At 61.2% G+C, this 24,516-nt stretch carries 25 protein-coding genes, 1 tRNA gene and 1 pseudogene; 18 read left to right on the forward strand and 9 right to left on the reverse strand.

Translation table 11 applies throughout. From position 1 onward, the window contains the following. Positions 1-27 precede the first annotated feature (27 nt). A complete protein-coding gene (locus tag CKW07_RS14770; RefSeq protein ID WP_095145554.1) occupies positions 28-1,461 on the reverse strand; it encodes a M48 family metalloprotease in 1,434 nt (477 codons plus the stop codon). Between the two features lie 97 nt (positions 1,462-1,558). Between CKW07_RS14770 and CKW07_RS14775 the strand changes: the two genes are divergently transcribed. Together CKW07_RS14775 and CKW07_RS14780 are read left to right on the forward strand one after the other, a co-directional pair. Beyond that, positions 1,559-1,798, forward strand: coding sequence for a sulfurtransferase TusA family protein (locus tag CKW07_RS14775; protein WP_095080359.1), 240 nt, complete (start codon positions 1,559-1,561; stop codon positions 1,796-1,798). A 32-nt stretch (positions 1,799-1,830) separates the two neighbouring features. Continuing rightward, the gene (locus CKW07_RS14780) at positions 1,831-2,901 is read left to right on the forward strand and encodes an AI-2E family transporter (protein ID WP_095145555.1); all 1,071 of its coding nucleotides are present in this window, start codon (positions 1,831-1,833) and stop codon (positions 2,899-2,901) included. Positions 2,902-2,975: 74 nt separating this feature from the next. On the opposite strand, the gene CKW07_RS14785 is transcribed toward CKW07_RS14780, so the two are convergent. Both CKW07_RS14785 and CKW07_RS14790 read right to left on the reverse strand, forming a co-directional pair. Beyond that, the gene (locus CKW07_RS14785; RefSeq protein ID WP_095145556.1) at positions 2,976-3,449 is read right to left on the reverse strand and encodes a peroxiredoxin; all 474 of its coding nucleotides are present in this window, start codon (positions 3,447-3,449) and stop codon (positions 2,976-2,978) included. A gap of 11 nt (positions 3,450-3,460) precedes the next feature. Next, positions 3,461-4,021, reverse strand: coding sequence for a glycine cleavage system protein R (locus CKW07_RS14790; RefSeq protein ID WP_095080353.1), 561 nt, complete (start codon positions 4,019-4,021; stop codon positions 3,461-3,463). Positions 4,022-4,349: 328 nt separating this feature from the next. On the opposite strand from CKW07_RS14790, the gene dapA reads away from it, so the two are divergent. From dapA to CKW07_RS14820, 5 genes are all read left to right on the forward strand, one after another. Further along, complete coding sequence (gene dapA, locus CKW07_RS14800) at positions 4,350-5,228, forward strand: 4-hydroxy-tetrahydrodipicolinate synthase (RefSeq protein WP_095080349.1); 879 nt, start codon at positions 4,350-4,352, stop codon at positions 5,226-5,228. Between the two features lie 17 nt (positions 5,229-5,245). After that, positions 5,246-6,358, forward strand: coding sequence for an outer membrane protein assembly factor BamC (bamC, locus tag CKW07_RS14805; RefSeq protein WP_095145558.1), 1,113 nt, complete (start codon positions 5,246-5,248; stop codon positions 6,356-6,358). Between the two features lie 4 nt (positions 6,359-6,362). Further along, positions 6,363-7,121 carry an MBL fold metallo-hydrolase gene (locus tag CKW07_RS14810; protein ID WP_095080341.1) on the forward strand — a complete coding sequence of 253 codons (759 nt, stop codon included), beginning with the start codon at positions 6,363-6,365 and terminating at the stop codon, positions 7,119-7,121. Between the two features lie 28 nt (positions 7,122-7,149). Then, a complete protein-coding gene (gene purC, locus CKW07_RS14815) occupies positions 7,150-7,863 on the forward strand; it encodes a phosphoribosylaminoimidazolesuccinocarboxamide synthase (RefSeq protein WP_047526793.1) in 714 nt (237 codons plus the stop codon). Between the two features lie 83 nt (positions 7,864-7,946). Then, positions 7,947-8,036, forward strand: a tRNA-Ser gene (locus CKW07_RS14820). 183 nt (positions 8,037-8,219) lie between these two features. On the opposite strand, the gene nadS is transcribed toward CKW07_RS14820, so the two are convergent. Beyond that, a complete protein-coding gene (gene nadS, locus CKW07_RS14825) occupies positions 8,220-8,507 on the reverse strand; it encodes a NadS family protein (RefSeq protein ID WP_095145559.1) in 288 nt (95 codons plus the stop codon). A gap of 263 nt (positions 8,508-8,770) precedes the next feature. On the opposite strand from nadS, the pseudogene CKW07_RS25980 reads away from it, so the two are divergent. The 4 genes and pseudogenes from CKW07_RS25980 to CKW07_RS14845 all read left to right on the forward strand — a co-directional run. After that, positions 8,771-9,022 (forward strand): annotated as a pseudogene (locus tag CKW07_RS25980) (nickel permease); the annotation flags it as partial. Positions 9,023-9,232: 210 nt separating this feature from the next. Then, positions 9,233-10,414, forward strand: a complete 1,182-nt coding sequence (locus tag CKW07_RS14835) for a pyridoxal phosphate-dependent aminotransferase (RefSeq protein WP_095145560.1) — start codon at positions 9,233-9,235, stop codon at positions 10,412-10,414. A 100-nt stretch (positions 10,415-10,514) separates the two neighbouring features. Beyond that, a complete protein-coding gene (locus CKW07_RS14840) occupies positions 10,515-11,435 on the forward strand; it encodes a LysR family transcriptional regulator (protein ID WP_095145561.1) in 921 nt (306 codons plus the stop codon). Positions 11,436-11,513: 78 nt separating this feature from the next. After that, a complete protein-coding gene (locus CKW07_RS14845; RefSeq protein ID WP_095145562.1) occupies positions 11,514-11,879 on the forward strand; it encodes a 5-carboxymethyl-2-hydroxymuconate Delta-isomerase in 366 nt (121 codons plus the stop codon). Between the two features lie 16 nt (positions 11,880-11,895). Here the strand turns inward: CKW07_RS14845 and CKW07_RS14850 are convergent, their stop codons facing one another. The 5 genes from CKW07_RS14850 to CKW07_RS14870 all read right to left on the reverse strand — a co-directional run bounded on the left by CKW07_RS14850 (position 11,896) and on the right by CKW07_RS14870 (position 16,865). Next, positions 11,896-12,831: a LysR family transcriptional regulator gene (locus CKW07_RS14850; RefSeq protein ID WP_095145563.1), complete on the reverse strand. Its 936-nt coding sequence runs from the start codon at positions 12,829-12,831 to the stop codon at positions 11,896-11,898. A gap of 144 nt (positions 12,832-12,975) precedes the next feature. Further along, a complete protein-coding gene (locus CKW07_RS14855) occupies positions 12,976-13,893 on the reverse strand; it encodes a DMT family transporter (protein WP_095145564.1) in 918 nt (305 codons plus the stop codon). Continuing rightward, entirely contained in the window at positions 13,890-15,104 is a 1,215-nt protein-coding gene (locus tag CKW07_RS14860; protein WP_095145565.1) for a cyanate transporter, read from the reverse strand. Before CKW07_RS14860 ends, CKW07_RS14855 begins: the two co-directional genes overlap by 4 nt. Positions 15,105-15,697: 593 nt before the next feature. Then, the gene (gene cynS / locus CKW07_RS14865) at positions 15,698-16,168 is read right to left on the reverse strand and encodes a cyanase (protein WP_095145566.1); all 471 of its coding nucleotides are present in this window, start codon (positions 16,166-16,168) and stop codon (positions 15,698-15,700) included. Positions 16,169-16,205: 37 nt separating this feature from the next. Then, complete coding sequence (locus CKW07_RS14870) at positions 16,206-16,865, reverse strand: carbonic anhydrase (RefSeq protein WP_095145567.1); 660 nt, start codon at positions 16,863-16,865, stop codon at positions 16,206-16,208. Between the two features lie 108 nt (positions 16,866-16,973). Here CKW07_RS14870 and cynR point away from each other — a divergent pair, with 108 nt between their 5' ends. The 7 genes from cynR to CKW07_RS14905 all read left to right on the forward strand — a co-directional run bounded on the left by cynR (position 16,974) and on the right by CKW07_RS14905 (position 24,468). Continuing rightward, positions 16,974-17,855, forward strand: a complete 882-nt coding sequence (gene cynR / locus CKW07_RS14875; protein WP_095145568.1) for a transcriptional regulator CynR — start codon at positions 16,974-16,976, stop codon at positions 17,853-17,855. A 365-nt stretch (positions 17,856-18,220) separates the two neighbouring features. Beyond that, positions 18,221-19,603 carry a glutamine synthetase family protein gene (locus CKW07_RS14880; protein WP_095145569.1) on the forward strand — a complete coding sequence of 461 codons (1,383 nt, stop codon included), beginning with the start codon at positions 18,221-18,223 and terminating at the stop codon, positions 19,601-19,603. 168 nt (positions 19,604-19,771) lie between these two features. After that, positions 19,772-21,421: a phosphoethanolamine transferase gene (locus CKW07_RS14885; protein WP_095145570.1), complete on the forward strand. Its 1,650-nt coding sequence runs from the start codon at positions 19,772-19,774 to the stop codon at positions 21,419-21,421. A gap of 143 nt (positions 21,422-21,564) precedes the next feature. Then, positions 21,565-21,870 carry a hypothetical protein gene (locus tag CKW07_RS14890; RefSeq protein WP_095145571.1) on the forward strand — a complete coding sequence of 102 codons (306 nt, stop codon included), beginning with the start codon at positions 21,565-21,567 and terminating at the stop codon, positions 21,868-21,870. 118 nt (positions 21,871-21,988) lie between these two features. Next, positions 21,989-23,122 carry a ribonuclease D gene (rnd, locus tag CKW07_RS14895; RefSeq protein ID WP_095145572.1) on the forward strand — a complete coding sequence of 378 codons (1,134 nt, stop codon included), beginning with the start codon at positions 21,989-21,991 and terminating at the stop codon, positions 23,120-23,122. Beyond that, positions 23,119-23,412, forward strand: a complete 294-nt coding sequence (locus CKW07_RS14900) for a YcgL domain-containing protein (protein ID WP_095145573.1) — start codon at positions 23,119-23,121, stop codon at positions 23,410-23,412. Before rnd ends, CKW07_RS14900 begins: the two co-directional genes overlap by 4 nt. Positions 23,413-23,535: 123 nt before the next feature. After that, a complete protein-coding gene (locus CKW07_RS14905) occupies positions 23,536-24,468 on the forward strand; it encodes a D-2-hydroxyacid dehydrogenase (RefSeq protein WP_095145574.1) in 933 nt (310 codons plus the stop codon). The last annotated feature ends 48 nt before the right edge of the window (positions 24,469-24,516 follow it).

Here is a 24,516-nt window from a genome sequence, read left to right on the forward strand (position 1 = left end):
GGGCTTTTTCATTGGGGTCGCGAAGGGTCAGCCCATCATGTCCTTGATCAAGCGCTCTTGCTCCATCAGCTCGCGCTGACGGGCATCGATACGTGACGACAGCGGGAAGTTGTTGCCAGCCTTGCGCTTGGCGAAGTCCAGTTGCTGGATGGCCTGGCGGTAGTCGCCCACCAGTGCGAAGTACTCGGCGCGCGCCTGGTGCAGGCCGATGATGTTGCCGGACTGGCCACGGGTTTCGGCCACCATGTACCAGATGTCCGGATCGTCCGGCCGGGTCTTGAGCAGGGCTTCCAGGGCTTTTTCGGCGTCGGCGGGGCGGTTCTGCTTGAGCAGCAGGTCGACACGTACCTGGTTCAGCGGATAGTTGCCGGGGAATTGCGCCAGCATCCGGTCGACCCGCGCCTGCGCATCTGCCAGGCGATTGTTGGTCATGTCGAGATCGATCTGGGCCAGGTTGTAGATGATTTCGTTGGGGGCCTTGGCCAGCAACGGCTTGAGACTCTCACGTGCGTCGCTCAGCTGTCCTCCCTTGATCTGGGCGATCGCCAGGCCGTAGCGCGCCACGTCGTTTTTAGGGTTGTCATCGAGCTGGGCGCGAAAGCGCTTGGCGCCAAGGCCTGGGGTTTCCTCGTAAATCAGCTGCACGCGTGCGCGAATCAGTTGGTACGTCAGGCTGTTTTCCTTGCCGCCCGGTGGCGCCTGGTCTGCGCGGTTGCGGGTGTCGGCGATCCGCGATTCGGTCACCGGGTGAGTCAGCAGGAATTCCGGCGGCCTGGCATCGAAGCGGTACTGACGCATCAAGCGCTCGAACATGGTGGGCATCGAACGTGGGTCGTAACCGGCTTTTTCCAGGTTGATGATGCCGATGCGGTCGGCCTCCTGCTCATTCTGCCGGGAGAAGCGTCGTTGTTCCTGGATGGCGGCGGCCTGGGTGCCGGCAATCGCGGCGATACCGGCGTCACCGCCACCGGCTGCGGCGACGATGATCCCGGCGAGCAGGGCGGCCATCATCGGCACTTGCATGCGCTGCTGGGCTTCAACGCCGCGGGCAAAGTGGCGTTGCGACAAGTGAGCCAATTCGTGGGCCATGACCGAGGCGTATTCGCCTTCGGTCTGGGCGTTGAGAAACAGACCGCCATTGACCCCGACAATCCCGCCGGGAGCGGCGAAGGCGTTGAGCTGCGGGCTGTTGATCAGAATGAATTCCAGCCTCCGGTCGTTGAGCTGGCTGGTTTCCACCAGGCGGTAGACACTGGTTTCAACGTAGTTTTTCAGCTGTGGATCGTTGAGTTGCGAAACCTGGCTGCGCAACATGGCCAGCCAGGCACGACCCAGATCGTGCTCTTGCTGTGGCGATACGATGGCAGAACTGGCGTCGCCAAGTGACGGCAAGTCGTCGGCGAAGCCTGGCGAGGCGAGCAGGCAAGCGAGCGTCAGCAGCGTGGGGCGCAGAAAAGTCATGCACAAAGCCTTAGTCGACAAAGACCTTACTGTAGCCGGACACTTGCGCTGCGACCAGATATTCTAGGTAACTCAATCACCTATCCGGAGTGAAGCAATGACCGACGCTGTAGAGCATGATGCCGAGCTGGACGCCAGCGGACTCAATTGCCCGTTGCCGTTGCTCAAGGCCAAGATGGCGCTCAACGGGCTGGCCAGCGGTGCGGTGCTCAAGGTGATTGCCACCGACGCCGGCTCGCAGCGGGACTTTCGCACCTTTGCCCGTTTGGCCGGTCATACGCTGCTGCATGAAGAAGACGAGGCCGGGGTTTATCGCTACTGGCTGAAAAAAGCCTGATGATTCAGGGCGCTGACTGATAGGGATCATTAATGTTCAAAGTGCTTCGCGACTGGGTCCAGCGCTACTTCTCCGATGAAGAAGCGGTGGTGCTCGCCGTTCTGCTGGTCCTGGCCTTCACCGCCGTCCTGACCCTGGGCGGCATGCTGGCCCCGGTACTGGCGGGGATGGTGCTGGCCTACCTGATGCAGGGGCTGGTGAGCACCCTTGAGCGTCTGCGCCTGCCGGGTGGCGTGGCGGTGGGGCTGGTGTTCGCGTTGTTCATGGGGCTGTTGCTGGTGTTCATGGTTGTGGCGGTGCCGCTGCTCTGGCATCAACTCATTACCTTGTTCAACGAACTGCCCGGCATGCTCGTCAAATGGCAGTCGCTGCTGCTGTTGCTGCCCGAGCGCTATCCACACCTGGTGTCGGATGAGCAGGTGTTGCGCGCTATCGAGGTGGCCCGCAGCGAGATCGGCAAGTTCGGTCAGTGGGCATTGACGTTCTCGCTGTCCAGCCTGCCACTGCTGGTCAACATCATGATCTACCTGGTGCTGGTGCCGATCCTGGTGTTCTTCTTCCTCAAGGACCGGGTGATGATCGGGCAGTGGGTGCGCGGTTATCTGCCGCGAGAGCGTGCGCTGATTACCCGGGTCGGCCAGGAAATGAACCGGCAGATCGCCAACTACATTCGCGGCAAGGTCATGGAAATGGCCATCTGCGGCGGGGTGACCTACATCGGTTTCATCGCGCTGGGCCTCAACTATTCCGCCTTGTTGGCGTTGCTGGTCGGCGTTTCGGTGGTGGTGCCCTATGTCGGCGCGGTGGTGGTGACGGTGCCGGTCATGCTGATTGCCTTGTTCCAGTGGGGCTGGAGCGATCAGTTCATCTACCTGATGGCGGTCTACGGGATCATCCAGACCCTGGATGGCAACGTGCTGGTGCCGTTGCTGTTCTCGGAGGCGGTGAACCTGCACCCGGTGGCGATCATTTGCGCGGTGCTGCTGTTTGGCGGGCTGTGGGGATTCTGGGGGGTGTTCTTCGCGATCCCGCTGGCGACCCTGTTCAAGGCCGTGCTGGATGCGTGGCCCCGCAAGGAACCGGTGGTGTCGCCGCTGTTGTAACGCGAGAACGCTGTCCCCGTGGCGAGCAAGCTCGCTCGCCACGGTGTGGGAGGGGCTGAACAGGCGTTAACGCATCAGGCCTTGTTCAGCGCCTGGGCTGCGGCCAATACCGCATCCACATGCCCCGGTACCTTCACGCCGCGCCATTCCTGGTGCAGCACCCCGTTCTTGTCGATCAGGAAGGTGCTGCGGTCTACGCCCATGTATTCCTTGCCATACAGCTTCTTGAGCTTGATCACGTCGAACAGCTGGCAGAGGGCTTCGTCCTTGTCGCTGATCAGCTCGAAGGGGAACGCCTGCTTGCACTTGAAGTTCTCGTGAGACTTCAGGCTGTCGCGGGAGACGCCGAACACTTCGGTATTGGCGGCCTGGAACTGCGCGTACTGATCGCGAAAGCCCTGGCCCTCGGTGGTGCAGCCCGGGGTGCTGTCCTTGGGGTAGAAGTAGATCACCGCCTGCTTGCCCTTGAGGGCGGCCAGGCTAATGGTCTGCCCGCTGGTGGCGGGCACTTCGAAGTCGGTGACCGGTTGGTCGAGTGTGACGGCCATGAGCTAGGTCCTTACATCGGGTTCTGTGGGCGCCAAGGTTCGATCAGCGCGTCGAGGTTCAGCGCGTCGGCGAAATCCAGGAACTGATCGCGCAGCCAGCTGATTTGCACGCCGGCCGGCAAGGTCACGGTGAACGTGGCGTTGAGCATGGTGCCGCCGGTTTGCGGGGCCTGGTAGGTGTCACAGGTCAGGTTTTCCAGCTCGACGTTATGGTCGATGAAGAACTGGCACAGCTCATTGACGATGTCCGAGCGGTAGGCGGAGCTGACATAGGCCACATACGGCAGGGCTTGCGGGCGGTTTTCCAGCGCGGCGCTGCGCACCACGTTGACGGTGAAGGCGTGTTTCTTGGCCAGGCTCGGCAAGCCGGCTTCAAGGCGCGCCAGGGCGTCCCAGGAACCGGAAATCTCCAGGATGAGCGCGCTGCACTCGCCATGGCGAGTCAGGCGGGAGGTGACCACGGCACAGCGATTTTCATGGCTGGCGCGGCACAGGACGTTAGTCAGCTCCATGGGGTTGGCGCCGAGGGCACTGATGACAAGGAATTGTTCGCGAACTGTGGGGGTGGACATGCAGCCTTCCTAAAGCGATGAGCGGTCGGTACGTCCATGGACTGATGTGTCGGGCGTGCGTCCATATGCGAAATCAACAAAGCCCGTTCCAGACGGTTGCTTCGAGCTCAAACAGGGCGAGTTCGGGGAGTTGGCAACGCAGGAACGGGGCTTGTGAGGCCGAAAATGGAGGCTTGCACCCGGCGCTCGAGCCTGTCGGTACGGATCAAAGTCTGAAGGGTAGCGAAAACCGGCGCCAAGGGGAATGGCACGAGCGCAGTACTTCGCTTGTGCAAGCATCTTGGCGCCAGTACCATTACGGCTCTCTTTTTCCGGCAGGAGCGGTTGCATGATTGCGGGCAGTATGGTGGCACTGGTCACACCCATGGATGCACAGGGTCGTCTGGACTGGGACAGCCTGAGCAAACTGGTGGACTTTCACCTGCAAAACGGCACCCACGCCATCGTGGCGGTCGGTACTACAGGCGAGTCGGCAACCCTGGACGTCAACGAACACATCGAAGTGATTCGTCGCGTGGTCAAGCAGGTCAACGGTCGCATTCCGGTGATCGCCGGCACGGGCGCCAACTCGACGCGCGAGGCGATCGAGTTGACCACCAATGCGAAGACTGCCGGCGCCGATGCGTGCCTGCTGGTAACGCCGTACTACAACAAGCCGACGCAAGAAGGCCTGTACCTGCACTTCAAGACCATCGCCGAAGCCGTCGACATCCCGCAGATCCTCTACAACGTGCCGGGTCGTACCGCGTGCGACATGCTGCCGGAGACGGTCATCCGCCTGTCGACCGTGAAGAACATCATCGGCATCAAGGAAGCCACCGGCGACCTGTCCCGCGCCAAGGCCATCATCGATGGCGTGAGCGAGGACTTCCTGGTGATTTCCGGTGACGACGCCACGGCGGTCGAACTGATCCTGATGGGCGGCAAAGGCAATATCTCGGTCACCGCCAACGTTGCCCCTCGCGAGATGGCCGATCTGTGCGACGCTGCCCTCAAGGGCGACGCCGAGACCGCGCGCGCTATCCACGAAAAACTGATGCCACTCAATAAAACCCTGTTTATCGAGTCCAACCCTATTCCCGTGAAATGGGCGCTGCATGAGATGGGCTTGATGCCGGACGGTATCCGTCTGCCGCTCACCTGGCTCAGCGAAGCCTGTCACGAACCGCTGCGACAGGCCATGCGCCAGTCCGGCGTACTGGTTTAATTGAGGAAGTACTACGCATGAAGCGAATGGCCGGACTTTCCGCACTTGCCTTGATCATCTCCAGCACCAGTGGCTGCGGATGGCTGTGGGGCCCGGAAGGTTATTTCCGTGACCGTGGTAGCGATTACCTGAACGCGCAACAGACTGCGCCGATGCAACTGCCGCCGGACGTCCAGACCGCCAAGCGCCTGGACCCTTTGCTGCCGATTCCGCGCAACGTAGCCGACGACAGCGTCAAGGGTGAGTACATCGTTCCTCGTCCGCAGCCCTTGTCGGGCATTGCCGAGGCCAGCGATTACAGCCTGCAGAAAAGCGGCGACTCGCGTTGGGTAATGGCCCAGCGTCCACCGGCTGAAGTCTGGCCAGTGGCGGTGCAGTTCTTCCAGGACAACGGTTTCCGCCTGGATGAACAGCGCCCGCAAACCGGCGAGTTCACCACGACCTGGCAGCGTTCCGACGACCTGTCGGCGACGATGGCCAAGCGCATGGCCAGTGCCGGTATCGCGTCCGACAGCGAAAGCCGTGTTCGGGTGCGTATCGAACCAGGCGTGCAGCGCAACACCAGTGAAGTCTACGTGGTCAGCGCCGAGCGTCCTGCCGGCAGCACCGAGGACGTCGCGTTCACCAATCGTTCGGTCAACACCAGCCTGGACGCCGCGCTGGTCGACGACATGCTGGTCAGCATGAGCCGCATCTCCGAGAAAGGCGGTTCGGTGTCGATGCTCGCTTCCCGTGACTTCGATACACCAAGCCGGATCAGCCTGACCGAAGACGGCAGCGGCAACCCGGTACTCAACCTGGGCAACGACCTCGATCGTGCCTGGTCGAGCGTGGGGCGTGCGCTGGAGCAGGGCGAATGGCGGGTTGAAGACATCAACCGCAGCCTGGGCCTGTACTACATCAACCTTGCCGAAAAAGCCGAGAGCAACGAGAAGCCTGGCTTCTTCGCCAGCCTGTTCGGCAGTTCGCCGGCCAAGGAAGAAGTCGAGGCACGTGCCGAGCGTTATCAGGTTCGCCTGAGCAAGGTGGGTGAGAACGTCCAGGTGACCGTCGAGAAAGACATCAACACCGTGGCGCCGGCTGATGTGGCGCGCAAAGTGTTGGGCATGATTCAGGACAACTTGGGCTGATCAGATGCGTTTCGCCGTTCTCGGCAGCGGTAGCCAAGGGAACGGCACGCTGATAGCCAGTGATGACACCTACATCCTGGTCGATTGTGGTTTCTCCCTGCGGGAAACCGAAAAACGCCTGCTGCGCCTGGGTGTAAGCCCGACGCAGCTGAGCGCGATACTGGTGACCCACGAACATGCCGACCACGTGCATGGCGTGGGTTTGTTGTCTCGGCGCTACACTATTCCTGTTTACCTCAGCCGTGGCACCTTGCGCGGGATGCGCAAGCCGGTTGAACCGGCAGGGTTCGTGGCCGGTGGTGAACAGCTGCAGATCGGCGGGTTGAGCATTGGCGTCATTGCCGTGGCCCACGATGCGCAGGAGCCGACGCAGTACGTCTTCAGTGACGGCACGCGGCGTTTCGGTCTGCTGACCGACCTGGGTTCGTATGGCTCCACCGTGCTGGACGGCTATCAGGACCTCGATGCATTGATGATCGAGTCCAACCACTGTCGCGACCGGTTGGCCCGTGGTCACTACCCGGTCTTTCTCAAGCAGCGGGTCGGTGGCGAACTGGGACATTTGAACAACCATCAGGCCGCAAGCCTGGTGGCGGAGTTGGGCTGGCAAAACCTGCAACATCTGGTACTGGCCCACTTGAGCAGCAAGAACAACCTGCCGCAGCTGGCCCGGCAATGTTTTGTCGACACCCTCGGGTGCGACCCGGACTGGCTGCAACTGGCCGATCAAGATTCAGGGCTCGACTGGCGACATATCGCCTAGCCCATCTACTTAGCAAGCGGAGCCCATCATGGAAAAACGTGAAGAACTCTACCGCGGCAAAGCCAAGTCGGTTTACAAGACCGACGACGCTAACCGTCTGATCCTGCTGTTTCGCAACGACACCTCGGCGTTCGACGGCAAGCGCATCGAGCAGCTCGACCGCAAAGGCATGGTGAACAACAAGTTCAACGCGTTCATCATGCAGAAACTCGAAGCCGCCGGCGTGCCGACCCAGTTCGACAAACTGCTGGGCGACAACGAGTGCCTGGTGAAGAAGCTGGACATGATCCCGGTCGAGTGCGTCGTGCGTAACTACGCCGCCGGCAGCCTGGTCAAGCGCCTGGGTGTTGAAGAGGGCATGAAGCTCAACCCTTACACCTTCGAGCTGTTCCTGAAAGACGACGCCAAGGGCGACCCGTTCATCAACGAATCCCACGTCGTGGCATTCGGTTGGGGCACCGCTGAGCAACTGGTTCGCATGAAAGAACTGTCGCTCAAGGTCAACGAAGTGCTGAGCAAGCTGTTCGACGACGCCGGCCTGCTGCTGGTCGACTTCAAGCTGGAATTCGGCGTGTTCCACGACGGCACCATCGTCCTGGGCGACGAATTCAGCCCGGACGGCTGCCGCCTGTGGGACAAGGCTACCGGCAAGAAGATGGACAAGGACCGCTTCCGCCAGGGCCTCGGTGACGTTATCGAAGCCTACGAAGAAGTTGCCAACCGCCTCGGCGTACCGCTGTAATCGACGCAAGCATCTGATAGCACGGAAAAAATTTCACTTGAGGGTTTGCTTTCGGTGACCGTGCTGTTATGATGCGCGCCGTTGGAGAGATGCCAGAGTGGCCGAATGGGACGGATTCGAAATCCGTTGTACCTTCACCGGTACCTAGGGTTCGAATCCCTATCTCTCCGCCATTACATAGAAAAAGCCCCCGTCGCTGAAAAGTGACGGGGGCTTTTTCGTTTCTGGCGTTTTTATTGGGCGTGATGGCGGATGTCGCGGGGGGAGATTGCCCCGGGAAGGTTCGGCGCGTCGCCGAACGACGTCCAGCTAAGGGGTAGCATCAGGGGAGAAGGCCGTTACCTGTGCTGCGCCGTTCAACCCGCCAACGCATTCAAGACATGCACAGGATCATTATGAATGGCCTTGAGCAATGCTTTAGCCGGCCCTGTCGGCTCGCGGCGACCTTGTTCCCAGTTGCGTAGCGTGCTGAGTTGTACGCCAATCAGCGCCGCGAACCTGGCCTGGGTCAGACCGGTTGCCTTGCGAATTGCTTTGACTTGCAGTGCGTCAACATGGAAATCACGCGAAGGCTGACGCTCCCCTCGTACGATTTCATCCATCTGTTGCACGCTTTCCATCAGCTCATCAAAAAATGTGCTCATGGTTATCTCCAGTATTCGATGACGGCCTTCAACGCTTTTCGCTCGTCGGCGGTCAGTACATGTACGCCATTGGCTTACTTTTTTGCCATGCTAATCCGGCCTGAATGGACTTTCATCTGCTCGGTTGTAACAGCGTTTTGAGTAGCGTTCGATCAACAGGCGAGCGGTAAACATGCGATCACGCCGTACCCACCACCCCACCCTTTAACACCGCCGCAACCCGGATCGCACTGCGCATAGTCATCACCTCCACCCACTGAACTACACACCACCTGCGTGGCACGCCCTTGCTGGTGCGGATCTACGTGCTTTACTTCGGCGTGGGCAGTCTGTTCGCGATACTCCCGCTGATTCGCGGCAGCCTGTCCTGGCCATACTTGCGTGGAGGTTTCTGGTACGTTGCGTTCGCCCTGACCCTGAGCGTTTCGGCTTAGGTGGGTGAAGTCTTGCGCGGTAGCCTGCGTGCGGTTCCGCGCGGCGAACTGGAAGCGGCGCGAGCCTATGGCATGCGGCCCTGGCCGTCACCGTCCCGCCGGGCGCAGCGAACCAGGCGTGAACCCACACAGTGCGGGTCCATGAGCCACTGCGGGTGGTGGCCGTCATCTACATCATTCTGGTGATCGTGATTGAACAGGGGTTTGCCTGCATCGGCAAAATGCCCCAACGACAGGCCTGATTTCAAGGTGTATGGAAACGTTGGCCTGCGGGCTGATAAGGAGTTTCAGATGAAATACTCATCGATGGTCAAGCGCATCAGCGGTGAAACCGTCACGGCCTGGGATATTCATTACGCGGCGTGTGAGGCACAGGAGCGGGGTGAAGATGCGATCGTGCTGAGCATCGGCGACCCGGACTTCGCCACCGCCGATGACATTTGCGCAGCGGCGGTCGAGGCTCTGACGCAAGGGGACACCCATTACACCCACGTGATCGGTCGCCCGGTATTGCGTGAAGCGATTGCCGCCAAGCAATCGGCCCTGCTGGGACAGCCGGTGTCGGCTGACAACGTCGCCCTGGTGGCCGGGGCGCAGAACGGTTTGTATGCCACCGCGATGTGCCTGTTCGAGCACGGTGATGAGGTGCTGGTGCCGGCGCCGATGTACCTGACCTACGCCGCGAGCATTCAGGCCTCGGGTGCGCGGTTGGTGCCGATTGCCCAGCCTGCGGAAAAAGATTTTCGCCTGACCCTGGCCGCGCTCGAAGTGCTGGTGACCGACAAGACGCGCGGCATTGCCCTGGCCACGCCGAACAACCCGACCGGCAACGTCTATACCCGTGAAGAGCTGGAGGCCGTGGCGCTGGTCGCCCAGCGCCACAACCTGTGGGTCATCAGTGACGAGGTCTATGGGCAATTGACCTATGATCGTCCGCACCTGAGCGTGGCGTCGTTCGAAGGCATGGCCGAGCGCACCATCGTGCTCAACAGCCTGTCCAAGTCCCACGCCATGACCGGTTGGCGGGTGGGCTGGGTGGTCGCACCGCTCGAGCTGATCGGCCATCTGGATAACCTGATGCTGTGCATGCTCTATGGCTTGCCGGGCTTTATCCAGGCGGCCGCGCTCAAGGCGCTGGAGCTGGATGAGCAGGTGGTCGGCGAGGGGCGGGCACTGTATCGCCGTCGCCGCGACCTGGTGGTCGAAGGGCTGCGCGATGTGCCGCTGCTCAAGTGCAAGGTGCCCGAGGCCGGCATGTTCATGTTGGTCGATGTGCGCGACAGTGGCCTGTCGAGTACTGATTTCGCCTGGCAACTGTTCCGTGAAACTGGGGTGGCGGTACTCGATGCCAGTGCGTTCGGTGCCAGCACCGCAGGTTTTGTGCGCATCTCCTTCACCGTGTCCGATGCCGCGCTGAGCGATGCCTGTGGTCGCATCGCCGGGTTCATCAAGCGGCTTCAGGCGCGCCACTGAGGACGGTGGCCACGCCGGCTCAATCAATCCGCGATGTGGATAGACGGCGCTCCCTGGCGCTTCATAAACTGTCGCCAGTCTTGAAGACCGGGGGCGGTAGATGAATCGCAATGAACTGCGCAAGGCCGACATCAACCTGATGGTGGTGTTTGAAACGCTGATGCTTGAACGCAACGTGACGCGGGCCGCTGAAAAACTGTTTCTCGGCCAGCCGACTATCAGTTCGGCGCTCAACCGTTTACGCGTGATGCTCAATGACCCGCTGTTCATCCGGGTCGGCCACCGCATGGAACCCACCGCACGGGCCGAAGAGCTGATCCAGCACCTCTCGCCGGCGCTGGACGCCTTGTCTTCGGCGCTGAGCCTGACCCGCGAGTTTGATCCTGCCACCAGCACCATGACCTTTCGCATCGGTCTGTCTGATGACGTTGAATTCGGCTTGCTGCCACCGCTGTTGCGCGCCTTGCGGCAGGAGGCGCCGCAGGTGGTGTTTGTGGTTCAGCATGTCGACTATTGGCGCATCCCCGATTTGCTGGCGTGCGGCGACATCACCGTCGGCATCAGCCAGACGCGTGGTTTGCCGGCCAACGCCAAGCGCAAATTGCTGCGGCACATCCAGCCCAGTGTGTTGCGCGCCGATGCCTGCGATACGCCACTGACCCTCGATGAATATTGCGCGCGCCCCCACGTGCTGGTTTCGCACACGGCCAATGTCAGTGGCTTTGCCGATGAGTGGCTGGCCGAGATCGGCCGTACGCGCCAGGTGGTGTTGTCGGTGCCGCAATACAGTTCGTTGCCGGCCTTGCTCGCCGGCACCGACATGATCGCCAGCCTGCCGGACTACGCGGCGACCGCGATGGCCGCGTCGGGCCAGTTGTTCAAGGAGCCGTTCCCGTTCAAGACGCCGACCCTGGACCTGTCCATGGTCTGGCTCAGTCACGTCGACACCGACCCTGCTGAACGCTGGCTGCGTTCGCGACTCGAAACCTTCATGAGTGAACATGGCGTACCAGAGCCATAGGACCTGTGTCGTATGCAGAGGCAGGACCGCGCTGTGATATAGGTAGGACCTTTCACCAAAACCCCAAGGAGCTTCACAATGCCTCACCTGCACATGGAATACACCGCCAACCTGCCTGAGCTCAATGCCGATGTGGCGTTGCTGCGCTTGAACCATGCGTTGGTCGCCTCCGGCCAGTTTTCCGCGGAGTTCGACATCAAGAGCCGTGCGGTGCAGGTGAGCCGGTTCCGGGTCGGCACCGGGCTGGGCGAGCGCGGCTTTGTCCATGTGCAACTGGCGATGTTGAGTGGCCGCTCGCCGGCGATCAAGAAGCAATTGTCCGAGAGCCTGTTGGCCGTGTTGCAGGAACTGTGCGCATGGCCGGCCGAAGTCGATGTGCAACTGTGCGTCGAGATTCTGGACATCGACCGCGAGTCCTACACCAAGACCGCCATCGGTCATTGATACCCGGTACGCGGTATCAGGACAGGTCTTGCCCGGTACAGGCCTGGATGACTTGCTCGCGTAGCCAGGTGTTGGCACTGTCCCGCTCGCTGGCCTGGCTCCACTGCATGTCGAGGGTGAAACCAGGCAGGCCGTTGGGGGCCTCGCGGGGGCTGAACAACGACCGGTCTGCCAGCGCTTGCTGGATGCGTCGGGGCAGGGTCAGCACGAAGTCGGTGCCGCGGATCAACTGGAGTGCCGCGCTGTAGCTGTTGGCGCGGGCCACGATCTGGCGCTTGTGCGCCTGTTGCGCGAGCCAGCCGTCGACCATGTTGGTGGTGGACGTCCAGGGGGTGGGGAACACGTGGCGGCGTTCGACGAAGGCTTTCAGGCTCAAGCGCGGTTCCAGTGGGGCGGCCGATTTGTCGACCACGCATACCAGATCGTCCTCGAGCAGCACCTGTGACCTGAAGTCGCCGTGGGCGCGATGGAAGTGGGGGCCGAAGCACACCACCAGGTCGATGGAACCCTCGCGCAGGTCCTCGGCCGGGATGTCGGTCTCCAGTTTCTGCACGTTGATGGTGACCGGCAGGTCGGCGTCATCGAACGCCTTCAACAGGCGCGGCAGGATCAGCTGTTCAAAATACTCCGGCGCACAGATGTTGAAGGTCACGGCCTGTCGGGTCGGGTCGAAGGCCTGGACCCCGGCATGGCACAGGTTGATGCTTTCGAGGATCTTCAGCACATGGGGGTACATGCTGCTGGCCTTGTAGGTCGCCCGCATGCCGGTGCGGGTACTGATGAACAATTCATCCTCGAAACTGGTGCGCAGTTTCTTCAGGCAATAACTCACCGTGGACTGGCTGACACAGAGTGAGTCGGACGCCCCGGTGACGTTGCGCTGTTCATACACGGCGATGAACACCATCAGGTCCTGCATGTCGAGCTTTCTAAGCGAGTTACTGTTGAGCATCCGTACCGTCTCGTTCTGCTCGTTGCGCAGGACCTGCGCAAACGTGTGCGAGCGATGCTAACGGAACGATGGTCCCAGGAGAATGGTCGGTAGGACGATTCACTGACAGGTGTGGGACAGAAACTGTAAACAACACGACGTCCGTCACAGTCCTACGGCAGCCGGGACTGCACGGCGACTGGACAGCACCAGCGCCAACATGCCGATGGCCACCAGCAGGGCCCCGAGGATTTCCGGCAGCAGGGGTGGTTGCCCGAGCCAGAACCAGTGGAACGCGGTCAGCAATAGCGTGCTGAGGTAGATGTAGGAAATCACTGTGGATGCTGCGATCACCCCGATTGCCCGGTGCAGCAACCAGAAGGTAGCCAGCGTGGCGAACAAGGCCAGATAGACCAGCCACAGCAGATCGCCGGCCGACAACAACGCCCCGGTTCGCCAGCCGCCACTGAGCAGGCAAAGCGCGAACAGAAACAGCGAACCAAAGAGCATGTTCCAGAATGTCATGGCCACCGGGCCGCAGTCTTTCAGGCTGTTGGCTTTCAAGCGCTGACTGAGGGGCGAGTACAGCGCCATCGCCAGGCAGCCGACGGCATAGACCGATACTGCGTACTGCGAGGGCCACTCGCCGGGGCCGGCGCCCCTGAGGATCAGCAACAAGGCACCGGCCGCTGCAATCAGCATCGGCAGCAAGCGGCGTCCGGTGCTATTGCCCGGGCTCAGGAAGGCTTCGAAAAACAGGGTCATCAGTGGCACCAGGGTGAACAGGGTGCCGGTGTTGACGGCCGAGGTGTGGCGCAAGGCTTCAAACAACGAGCCGAAGTACACCGCCAGCAACAAGCCGAGCCAGGCATGGCTGAGCAGTCCCTTGGCAGTGACAGTGGTGCGGCGGCCGAGCAGCAGCATCGGTAAAAACGCCAGTGCCGAAAACAGCAGGCGTAATGCGGTCAGCAGGATCGGGTCGATGGCGTGGCTGACTTGCGCCGCGGCGAAAAACGACGCGGCAATCAACACGGCCCACAGCAACATGCCAACGTTGGCGGAGGTAAAGCTGGTGGGTTTCATTGACAGGCTCCCGATCCATCCATGTGGTTGGCGTAGTGCCGTGGATCGAAGCGCAACACCATCAGCATCATCAGCACCATCACGGCGGCCAGGGACCACCAGGCCCATTCGAAACTGCCCAGTTGGTCGCGGATCAACCCGGCAAGCAGGGGCGAGACCCCGGCGATCAGGTAGCCGATGCCTTGCACGAAGGCGGTCAGACCACCGGCGCGCTGCGGGTTGTCCAGGTGATCGAGGGAAACGATCAGGCTCATGGGAAACAGGCCGCCGATGCCCAGCCCCAACAGGCACGGCCACAGCAGACTCAGGTGCTGCGGGCTGAGGACCAGGCCGCAGAAGCCGGCCGTGATCAACCCCAGCAACACCACCAGCACCAGGCGTTTATCGCGGCGGCGGTTGGCCAGGGCAGGGGCCAGCAAGCCAGACAGGACTTCCATCGCTGTCAAGAAGCCCAGCAACAGGCCGGCACTGTGTTCGCTCCAGCCTTTCTCGACGTAGTACGGCGCCAGCCAAGCCAGTACGCAGGTGTAGGACGCCGTACCCAGACCAAAGAAGATCGCCAGCAGCCAGGCGCGGGAATTGCCGGCGAACGATGCCTGGCGCGGGACGCTGATGGTCCGGGTGCTGATTACCGAGCGCTGCGCGCACCAGAACAGCAAAGCCAGCAGCGACAACACCGCCCAGATTGCCAGGCCCATGCGCCAGCTGCCGGTACGGGTCATCACCAAGGGGGCAAACGACGCAGCGATCGCCGCACCGCCCATGATCGAGGTGACGTAAAGCCCCATGAACAGTGAGACGTTATTGCTGAAGCGGGATTTGATCAGGGCCGGCATCAATGCCTGGATCAGCGCAATGCCGACACCGGCGAGCACCGCGCTGAGGATCAGTTCGGCTGCCGAGTCGAGGAACAGGCGTGAGGCGGTGGCCAGGCCGATGATCAGCAGTGACAGCACCACGGTGCGATGCTCGCCGAAGCGTTGGCTGATGTTCGTGCCCAAGAGCATCGCCAGTCCCATGGCCATCACTGGCAGCATGGTCAGGAGCGAGGCGAGGCTGAAGCTCAGCGGGATATCACTGCGAATGCCTGACAGTAGTGGGCCGACGGCGGCCATTGACGGGCGCAGGTTCAGTGCGACGAGGATCACGGCGATCATTAGCCAGAGGGCGGTGCGAGGGGTTGTGCGAGGGGTAGTGCGGACGTTTTCCATGACCAGACCTTGAAGAGCAAGGCAGGTATTAGGCGGCGGGGTGTCGGTGTGGGCAAATCAGAAAGTACTGGGTCGGATTTAGAAATTAAATAACTGTCGACCGTATTCATGGCCGGTGTATGCGGGTTTGCTTTTTTGTGGGAACGGGTTGGGCGGTGCTCCGCTTGCCTGCGAAGGCGGCCTGATAGCCGGCCTGTGTTTTGTGGGTGTACATATCCGTTGTTGTGGTCACGGCTGCTGGCGGTTTCGCCTGACGGCGACTCACTTTTTTTACAAGCGCCTAAAAAAAGTAAGCAAAAAAACGCTTCGCCCCGAGCGTCCGGCCCCTCGCCAAGGCTCGGGGTTCCCTCGACTCCGGCATTCCTCAGGGGGCATCGCTCTCCGGTCGGCTTCGCTCGACCTCCATGCGATGTCCTCGACGGCGTCGAGGGGCTCAGGGCGTGAAGGGGCGGGTGGATCAAGATCAAAAGCCGAATCAAAAGCAGAGCAAAGCAAAGCACAACACAGCAGCCCCGCCTTCGAGAGAAATGCGGGGGCTGTTCAGTGGGGGGGAGTTGACTCAGTGGTTGATTACGCTGGGGTAAACCCTGTGATCAGAACGGTTTGGTCGGCAGGTATTTGCCGTCCAGGGTGATCACGGCGCGGGATCCGCCATCCGGGTCTTCGACTTTCTTGATGTCGAGCTTGAAGTTGATGGCGCTGATGATGCCGTCGCCGAATTGTTCGTGAACCAGGGCTTTGAGGGTCGAGCCGTAGACCTGCAGCATTTCGTAGAAACGGTACATGGTCGGGTCGGTCGGGATGCCACCCTGGAAGCTGCCGCGCAGGGGCACGCTTTGCAGCAGGCGGCAGGCGTCCTGATCCAGTTCCAGCTTGGCGCAGACCACTTCGGCGGCGTCGGCGGGGAGCGGGTGCTGGCCGAGGAGGGCGGCGGTGACGAAGGCCAGGCTCAGGCCGGTGCCATCGGTGAGGTCCTGCCAGGACAGGTTTTTGCGGGCCTTGGTGTCGATGATGGTGTCGGCCAGGGCCAGACGAGGTGCTTGAGCGAATTGAGAGTGCAGCATGGTGATTTCCTATTTCGTTGCGTAAGAAAAACTCTGATCAGGCGGTGAGGACCTGTTTGCGCGTCAGGGCGCAGGTGGTTGGGTGTTCGGCCAGAGGGACAAAGCGTTGGGTGGTGCCATCCAGGGCGGCGATGCACCCGCTTTCGATGTCGTAGACCCAGCCGTGCAGGTTCAGGCGACCCTGTTCCAGGGCCAGTGCGACGCAGGGGTGGGTCTTCAGGTTGGCCAGTTGGGCCACCACGTTTTCCCGGACCAATGAATCCAGGCGGTCTTCGGCCGAAGCGTGAGTACGCGCCGCGTTGACCACCTTGGCCGACTCGGCATGGCGCAACCAGTTGGCGACGGCAGGTAGGTGATCCAGGCATTTGCAGGTGGAGATGGCGGTCATGGCGCCGCAGTCGGAGTGGCCGCAGATCACGATGTCGCTCACGCCCAATACGGCTACGGCGTATTCGACAGTGGCGGACACGCCTCCCGGCTCTGGTCCGTAGGACGGCACGATGTTGCCGGCGTTACGGATGACGAACAGGTCGCCGGGTTCTTGCTGGGTCAGCAGTTCCGGGACGACACGGCTGTCGGAGCAGGTAACAAACAGGGTGCCGGGGCTTTGGGTACTGGCGAGTTGCTTGAACAGTTCGCTGCGCTTGGGGAACGCCTCGCGTTGAAACTTCAGGAAGCCGTCGATGATGTCTTGCATGGCGTGTTTTCCTTGCGTCGTTGATGGGGCAAGGATGAAAGTTTTCGGCTATAGCGTCCAAGATTGGCTTATTATCAAGTCCATAAGTCAGGCCTATAGTTGGAAAGCATGCTGTTACGTCATGTTCGTTACCTGCTCGCCGTTGCCGAGCACTGCAACTTCACCCGGGCCGCCGAGGCGCTGCATGTGTCGCAGCCGACACTGTCCCAGCAGATCAAGCAACTGGAAGACTCCCTGGGGGCGCCTCTGCTCGATCGCTCCGGGCGCACGGTGCGCCTGACCGATGCCGGCGAGGCGTACGTGCGTTATGCACGTCTGGCCCTGCAGGATCTGCAAGCCGCCAAGCGGGCGATGCATGATGTACAGGACCTGACGCGAGGTTCGTTGCGCCTGGCCATGACCCCGACCTTTACCGCCTACCTGATCGGCCCCTTACTGTCGCGCTTCAACAGCCTGTACCCGGGGCTCAACCTGAGTGTCGAGGAAATGACCCAGGACCATATCGAGGCCGCGCTGGCCGAAGACCGGCTGGACATCGGCATCGCCTTCACCGGCCGTCACCTGGCGGACATCGACAGCCAGCCGTTGTTTGCCGAGAGCTTGAGCCTGGTGGTGAGCGAGACGCACCCGAGCCTGACAGGTCAGTTGGTACTGGATGCCCAGGCATTGGCCGAGCAGTCGTTGGTGTTGCTGAGCGGCGACTTTGCCACTCGACAGCACATTGATCTGTATTGCCGCCAGCAAGCCATCGCGCCACGCATTGCCATCGAAGCCAATTCCATCAGCGCGATTGTCGAGATCGTCCGTCGTGGCGCGTTGGCCACCATCCTTCCCCAGGCCATTGCCCATGAGTTGCCTGGCCTGCGACCGTTGGCCTTGCACCCGGCACTGCCCCCGCGCACTGTGGCGCTGCTCAGTCGCAAAGGGGCCTATCGCAGCGCCGCGTGCCGGGCATTTGTCGAGCACGTGGTGAAGGCGGCGAATGTTTAGCCGATCTGCAACCAAGGTTCTTCAAGTCTGGATTTAACGACTTATCGCCCCGTGTGACGCTGCTCAGCCTCTGTGTTCCGCGGTTTACGTTATGCACGGTTGTTCAGTCGACACCCACCCCGAAGCTTCGCCCGGCGCTCCTGCGTCAGGCCGACAGCATCCGTGTCGATTCATGTCCGCCACCGCACTGAACCTGTCTGCACTTCCCTCTGAACTGGCCTTTTGGGCGCTGTGGCACTGTCGCCATGCGCGCCCACCGGATTCGCGCATCCCCTGCTGATTTTTCAGACATATTCACGCCTATGGCGATGGATACACTCGGCAGCGCCTCTGCGCTTGCCTGACGCGGATATACGAGAGCCCTCATGAGTTCAGCCACGACCCCCTTTGCCAACCTGCAAGAAGCCAGGACCTTTCTTGAGCACAACCCGGATATCGAGATGTTCGAGTTGTTCATCCTCGACAACAACGGTGTGCCACGGGGCAAGTTGTTGCACCGCGATGAGTTGTTGGCGGTCTACGAAAGCGGTCGGCCGTTGCCGAGCACTATTCTCGGGCTGACCATCAATGGCGAGGACGTGGAAAACTCCGGGCTGGTCTGGGAAGTCGGCGACATCGACTGCCGTGCCTATCCGCTTAGCGGCAGCCTGCAACGCATGCCGTGGCGACAGATTCCGACCGCGGCGGTGCAGGTCAGCATGCACCCGCAGGAGGGGATGCCGGCCACCGTGGCCGACCCTCGGCATTTGTTGAGCAAGGTGATCGACGGGCTCAAGGCCGACGGCTATTACCCGGTGATGGCGGCGGAGCTGGAGTTCTACCTGCTCGACCAGCAGCGCGACAGTCACGGTCGCCCGCAACCGGCGCGGGACGTCGACGGTGGACGGCCGCGCTCGACCCAGGTCTATGGTTTACGCGAACTGGAACAGATCGAACCCTTCCTCGCCGATCTCTATGCGGCCTGCAAACTCCAGGGCATTCCAGCGCGCACAGCGATTTCCGAGTATGCCCCGGGGCAGGTGGAAATCACCCTTGAGCACCGTGACGACGCCCTGCAAGCCATGGACGAGGCGGTGCGCTACAAGCGCCTGGTCAAAGGCGTGGCGCACAAGCACGGCATGGCCGCGTGCTTCATGGCCAAGCCCTTTGACGACCTGGCCGGTACCGGTATGCACATGCACGTCAGCATTGCCGACAAGGACGGTAACAACCTGTTCGCCAGCGACGCGCCGGACGGCACACCGCTGCTCAGGCAAGCGGTGGGTGGCATGCTCAGCACCTTGCTCGACACCTTGCTGATGTTCTGCCCCAACGCCAACTCCTATCGACGCTTTCAGACCAACAGCTATGCGCCGCTGGCCGCCACCTGGGGGGTGGACAACCGTACCGTGAGCTTGAGAGTACCGGGTGGGCCGGCATTCTCCCGGCATATCGAGCACCGCATCTGTGGCGCGGACGCCAACCCCTATCTGGCCGCGGCAGCCATTCTGGCCGGCATTCATCGCGGCATTCGCGAGCAACGCGACCCTGGCGCACCGGTTGAAGGCAATGGTTATGCCCAGGCCAAGGAGTTGTTGCCCACGGACTGGCTGACCACCCTGCGTACGCTGGAAGGTTCTGCCTGGGCGCGTGACGCGTTTGGCAGTGAGTTCCTTGGGGTATACCTGGCGGTGAAACGCGCAGAGTACCGTCAGTTCATGGGCGAAGTCGGTGAGCAGGACTGGCGCTGGTACTTGCATCAGGCGTGAGAGGGGTTGAATAACTGTCACTGTTTTGAAAAAGCCATGAACCAACTATTTGTTGGCTTCTTTTTCACGAAAAATTGATAGGAGGCTGCTTAAAGTTTGTGCTGTCGTGAGGAACGAATAGTTCGTTCTTTCCTGGCGGCACTTACTTCAGGAATCAGCAGACCTCTCATGTTTAAAGTCAAAGCCGTGCGCCCCGAATGGGTGACGTTGATTGCCAGCGCGTTTTTTTTGGCAGGCTTCAACGCTGTACTCTGGCAACACCTGTTCCAGATTACTGCAAACGATGCCCAGGGCATCGGCATGCGTGTGGCATTTGGCGTGATGATCCTCTGCGGGTTCAACATAGTCCTGACCCTGCTGGCCTTTCGGCCGGTGTTCAAACCCCTGTTGATGCTGATGTTCATGGTCAGTGCCAGTGTGGCGTATTTCATGAGCCAGTACGGTGTGCTAATGGACGCTGGCATGTTGCGCAACTTGGCCGAGACCAATGCCACGGAAGTGCGTGACCTGCTGTCGCTGAAGTGGCTGGGGTATAACCTGCTGTTGGGTGTGTTGCCATCCTGGCTGTTGTGGCAAACCCCGATTAGTTATCGTCGCTGGCACCGTGAGTTATTGGCTAAAGTTTTAGTGGGGGTGGCATCGGCTGCTGTTATTGGCGGTGTAGCACTGGTTAATTATCAGGGCTTGTCTTCGTTGTTTCGTAATCACCACGAATTGCGCTTGATGCTGGTGCCGAGCAATTACATTGGTGCATCCATGGGTTACTTGCGTGAGCAGGTGAAATCCGCCCATCAACCCTTCGCCAAGCTGGGTGAAGACGCGCAGCGTGACCCGGCCTGGCGCGGCCATGCGCGCAAGTCCTTGACGGTGCTGGTGGTGGGGGAGAGTGCGCGCGCGGAGAACTTTGGTGTTCTGGGCTATGAGCGCGATACCACGCCGAAACTGGCTCACGAGGCCGGGTTGATCGCCTTTACCGATGTGCATTCCTGCGGTACGGAGACAGCGGTTTCGGTGCCCTGCATGTTTTCCAACATGGGGCGCAAGGACTACGACGCCAGCAAGGCGAAGAATGAAGAGGGCTTGCTGGACGTGCTCAAGCATGCTGGGTTGGACGTGATCTGGCGTGATAACCAGTCTGGTTGCAAAGGCACTTGCGACCGGGTCACCGTGGACGATGTCAGCCATCTCAAGGACCCGGTGTTGTGCGCCAACAGCGAATGCCGCGATGAAATCCTCCTGCAAGGCTTGCAGCATTTCATCGACACCCTGGACAAGGACACGGTGCTGATACTGCACCAGATGGGCAGCCACGGTCCTGAGTACTTCAAACGCTATCCCAAGGAATACGAGCACTTCACCCCCGTGTGTGAAAGCAATGCCCTGAATAATTGCAGCCGCGAAAGTATCGTCAACGTTTACGACAACACACTGGTCTATACCGACTATGTGCTCTCGACCCTGATTGACCTGTTGCGCGGCAATCAGGACAAGGTCGATACCGCGATGCTCTATCTGTCGGACCATGGTGAATCGCTGGGTGAGTACAACCTGTTCCTGCATGGCACGCCGTACATGCTGGCACCCGAGCAACAGAAGCATGTCGCCATGCTTGCCTGGTTCTCCGACAGCTATCAGAAGTCGTTCTCGATCGACACCCATTGCCTGCAATTGAGCCGGGACAAACCCCTGAGCCAGGACAACCTGTTCCATTCAATGCTGGGTCTGCTGGAAGTCGACACCCGGGTCTACAACGCCGGCCTGGATATGTTCGCCGGTTGCCGGGGCGCGGTGGTCGATGGCGTATTGGCCAGGGATTGAGTGGGGTGCCCCTTATTTCATGCACCCGCCATCCGGCGGGCTTGCACCGTTAGCCAACAAGAGTCGCCCGTCATGGCAGCGCAGCTCCCATCCTCCCTCGAGCGTGAAATCGCCGGGCGTTACCGCCAGGCGCATGCCTGTGCGTGCGTAGCACCGCAACCGCCAAGTACCTGGACCGTGCCGACCACCACATGGCCCTGCTGCAAGAGTGCCAGCGAGTCAGTCGTGACACGGTGATTGTTTCGGTACGCCTCGATGGTGGGTTCATGCCGGGGCGCGATCAGGCTCAGGCGAAGCTGTCGCTGGTGCGGGCGCGTCCCCGGGTCAGGAAAAGCACGGTCGAGGCCGAGTTCAAGGCCGCTGGATTCGAGATCGTCAGGCATCGGGACTGGCTGGCGGGCTTTGCCGCGTCGCGTATTTACATGCTGCGCAAAGCCCCTCAGGACTGATGTGTCGAACGGCGTTTGCGCCACGGTGAGTGATTTCGCTCGTGCTCTTGCATCAGTGGAGGCGCGGAAACTGCCGACGGCGATATATACTGCGCGCCATTCTTCAAGGGAGAGCCGTGTGGCCATCGATATTCACTGGATTCGCGACAACGATAGCCTCGGTCAGTTTTGCGCCCAATGGCAGCAGTTGCCGTTCGTCGCCCTCGACACTGAATTCATGCGGGTCGACACCTTTTATCCGATTGCGGGCCTGCTGCAGATCGGTGATGGCGAGCGCGCTTACCTGATTGACCCTTTGACCATCGACAATTGGCAGCCACTGGCCGCATTGCTGGAAAACCCGGCAGTGGTCAAAGTGGTGCATGCCTGCAGCGAAGACCTCGAAGTCCTGCTGCGCTTGACCGGCAGCCTGCCAGAGCCCCTGTTCGATACCCAGTTGGCCGCCGCCTACCTGAACCTGGGGTTCTCCATGGGCTACTCGCGCCTGGTGTCGGAGGTGCTTGGCATCGACCTGCCCAAGGGCGAAACCCGTTCGGACTGGCTGCAACGCCCGCTCTCGGAGACCCAGATCAGCTACGCCGCCGAAGATGCCGTGCATCTGGCCGAGGTGTTCGTCCGTTTGCGCGCCAAGCTGGCGGACGACAAGTACGCCTGGGTGCTGGAAGATGGCGCGGAGCTGGTGGCCAACCTGCGCCGCGAAGTCGACCCGTATGAGGTGTACCGCGAGGCCAAGCTGGCCTGGAAACTGTCGCGCGCGCAACTCGCGGTCCTGCGCGAACTCTGCGCCTGGCGCGAGCGTGAAGCCCGTGCCCGCGACCTGCCGCGTAACCGTATCGTGCGCGAGCATTCGTTGTGGCCGCTGGCCCGTACCCAGCCGGACAACCTCGCGGCACTGGCTAAAATTGAAGACATGCATCCGCGCACCGTGCGTCAGGACGGTGAGTTTCTGCTGGACCTGATCAAACAGGCGGGCAGCGTCCCGCCTGAGCAATGGCCGCCAGCCGTGCCGGAGCCATTGCCAGTCGAAGCGGCAGCGCTGGTCAAGCGCCTGCGTGCGCTCGGTCAGGCAGAGGCGCAGCGGTTGAACATCGCCCCTGAACTGATGCTACGCAAGAAAACCATGGAAGCGCTGCTCAAGAGCGGCTTCCCGAACGGTCCTTACCAATTGCCTGACTCGCTGCGTGGCTGGCGCCGCGAGTTGATGGGCCAGGCCTTGCTCGACAGCCTGGCCACTGCCGGAGAACAGCCTTGAAACGTATTTGTTCCATCTACCGCAGCTCCAAGAAAAACGAAATGTACCTCTACGTGCTCAAGAGCGATGCACTGGAACGTGTGCCGGACGCGCTGATGGCGGCTTTCGGCAAGGCGATCCACGCCTTTGACCTGGTACTGAGCCCGGAGCGCAAGCTCTCGCGCGAAGACATCTCGCAGGTCCTGGAAAACCTCGAAACGCAGGGCTATCACCTGCAAATGCCGCCGGCCGAAGATGAGTACATCGAGCACTTGCCCGAAGAGTTGCTGCGCCGTAACGATCCGGTGTGATCGGCCGCTGTAGAGGCTCTGTCCAGGGCCTCTGGCAACAAGGGAATTGATTTTTCTGGCAAGGGCCGCCGAGGTGCTATACGCCCTCGGCGGCCCTGTGCACTGTTTTTGAAGGTTTGAACCATGCGCGTTCTGATTGCTGAACACGACCACGCTGTGTATGCCCAACTGCTGCGCGAGGCGGCTCCCGAGCTGCAGGTACTGACCAGCGGCGACTCTGCCGAGCTGGCCAGCCTCGCTGCCGACTGCCCGGTGTGGCTCGGTCAACCGGACCTGCTGGCGACCCTGTTGCGCCAGGGCCACCAGCCACAGTGGCTGCAGTCGACCTGGGCCGGGATCACGCCGCTGCTGGCGGAGGGCTTGCCACGTCACTACCGGCTGACCCGTGCCGTGGGCATTTTTGGCCAGGTCATGGCCGAATACGTACTGACCTACATGCTCGGCCACGAGCGTGAAGTACTGGCGCGGCTGGTCAGCCAGGTCGAGCGCAAGTGGGATAACCGTCTGGGCCAGAGCCTGGCCGGGCGCAAGGTGCTGATTGTCGGGACCGGTGACATCGGCCAGAGCGTGGCGCAGTTCCTGCTGCCGTTTGGCGTCAAGCTGTACGGTATCGCCAGTGCCCCGCGCGAGCAGGCACCGTTCATTGAAGTGGCGGGGCTGGAAGACCTGGGGCGCCTGGTGGGGGAAGTCGACTACGTGGTCAACCTGTTGCCCAACACCCCGAACACCCACGACCTGTATGACGCCGCGCTGTTCAAGCAGTTCAAGTCGACCGGTTTGTTCATCAACGTTGGACGCGGTGTGGCGGTGGTCGATGCGGATCTGGTGGAAGCCTTGAAAGAAGGGCATCTGGCGGGCGCGGTGATTGACGTCTGCCGCCAGGAGCCGCTGCCGCAGCGTCATCCGTTCTGGACCGCCTGGGGTCTTTTGCTGACCGGCCACAGTTCGGCGCCGACGTCACCGTCGATGATGGTGCAACTGTTCGTCGAGAATCTGCGGGCGTATCAGGCCGGTGAAGCGCTGCGCGGGGAAGTGGATTTCGCGCGGGGTTACTAGCTCCACGGCGCTCGAATGTGGCGAGGGGGCGTTCCGACAAGCCCTCTC

This window comes from Pseudomonas sp. Irchel s3b6, assembly GCF_900187415.1.
Taxonomy (GTDB): Bacteria; Pseudomonadota; Gammaproteobacteria; order Pseudomonadales; family Pseudomonadaceae; genus Aquipseudomonas.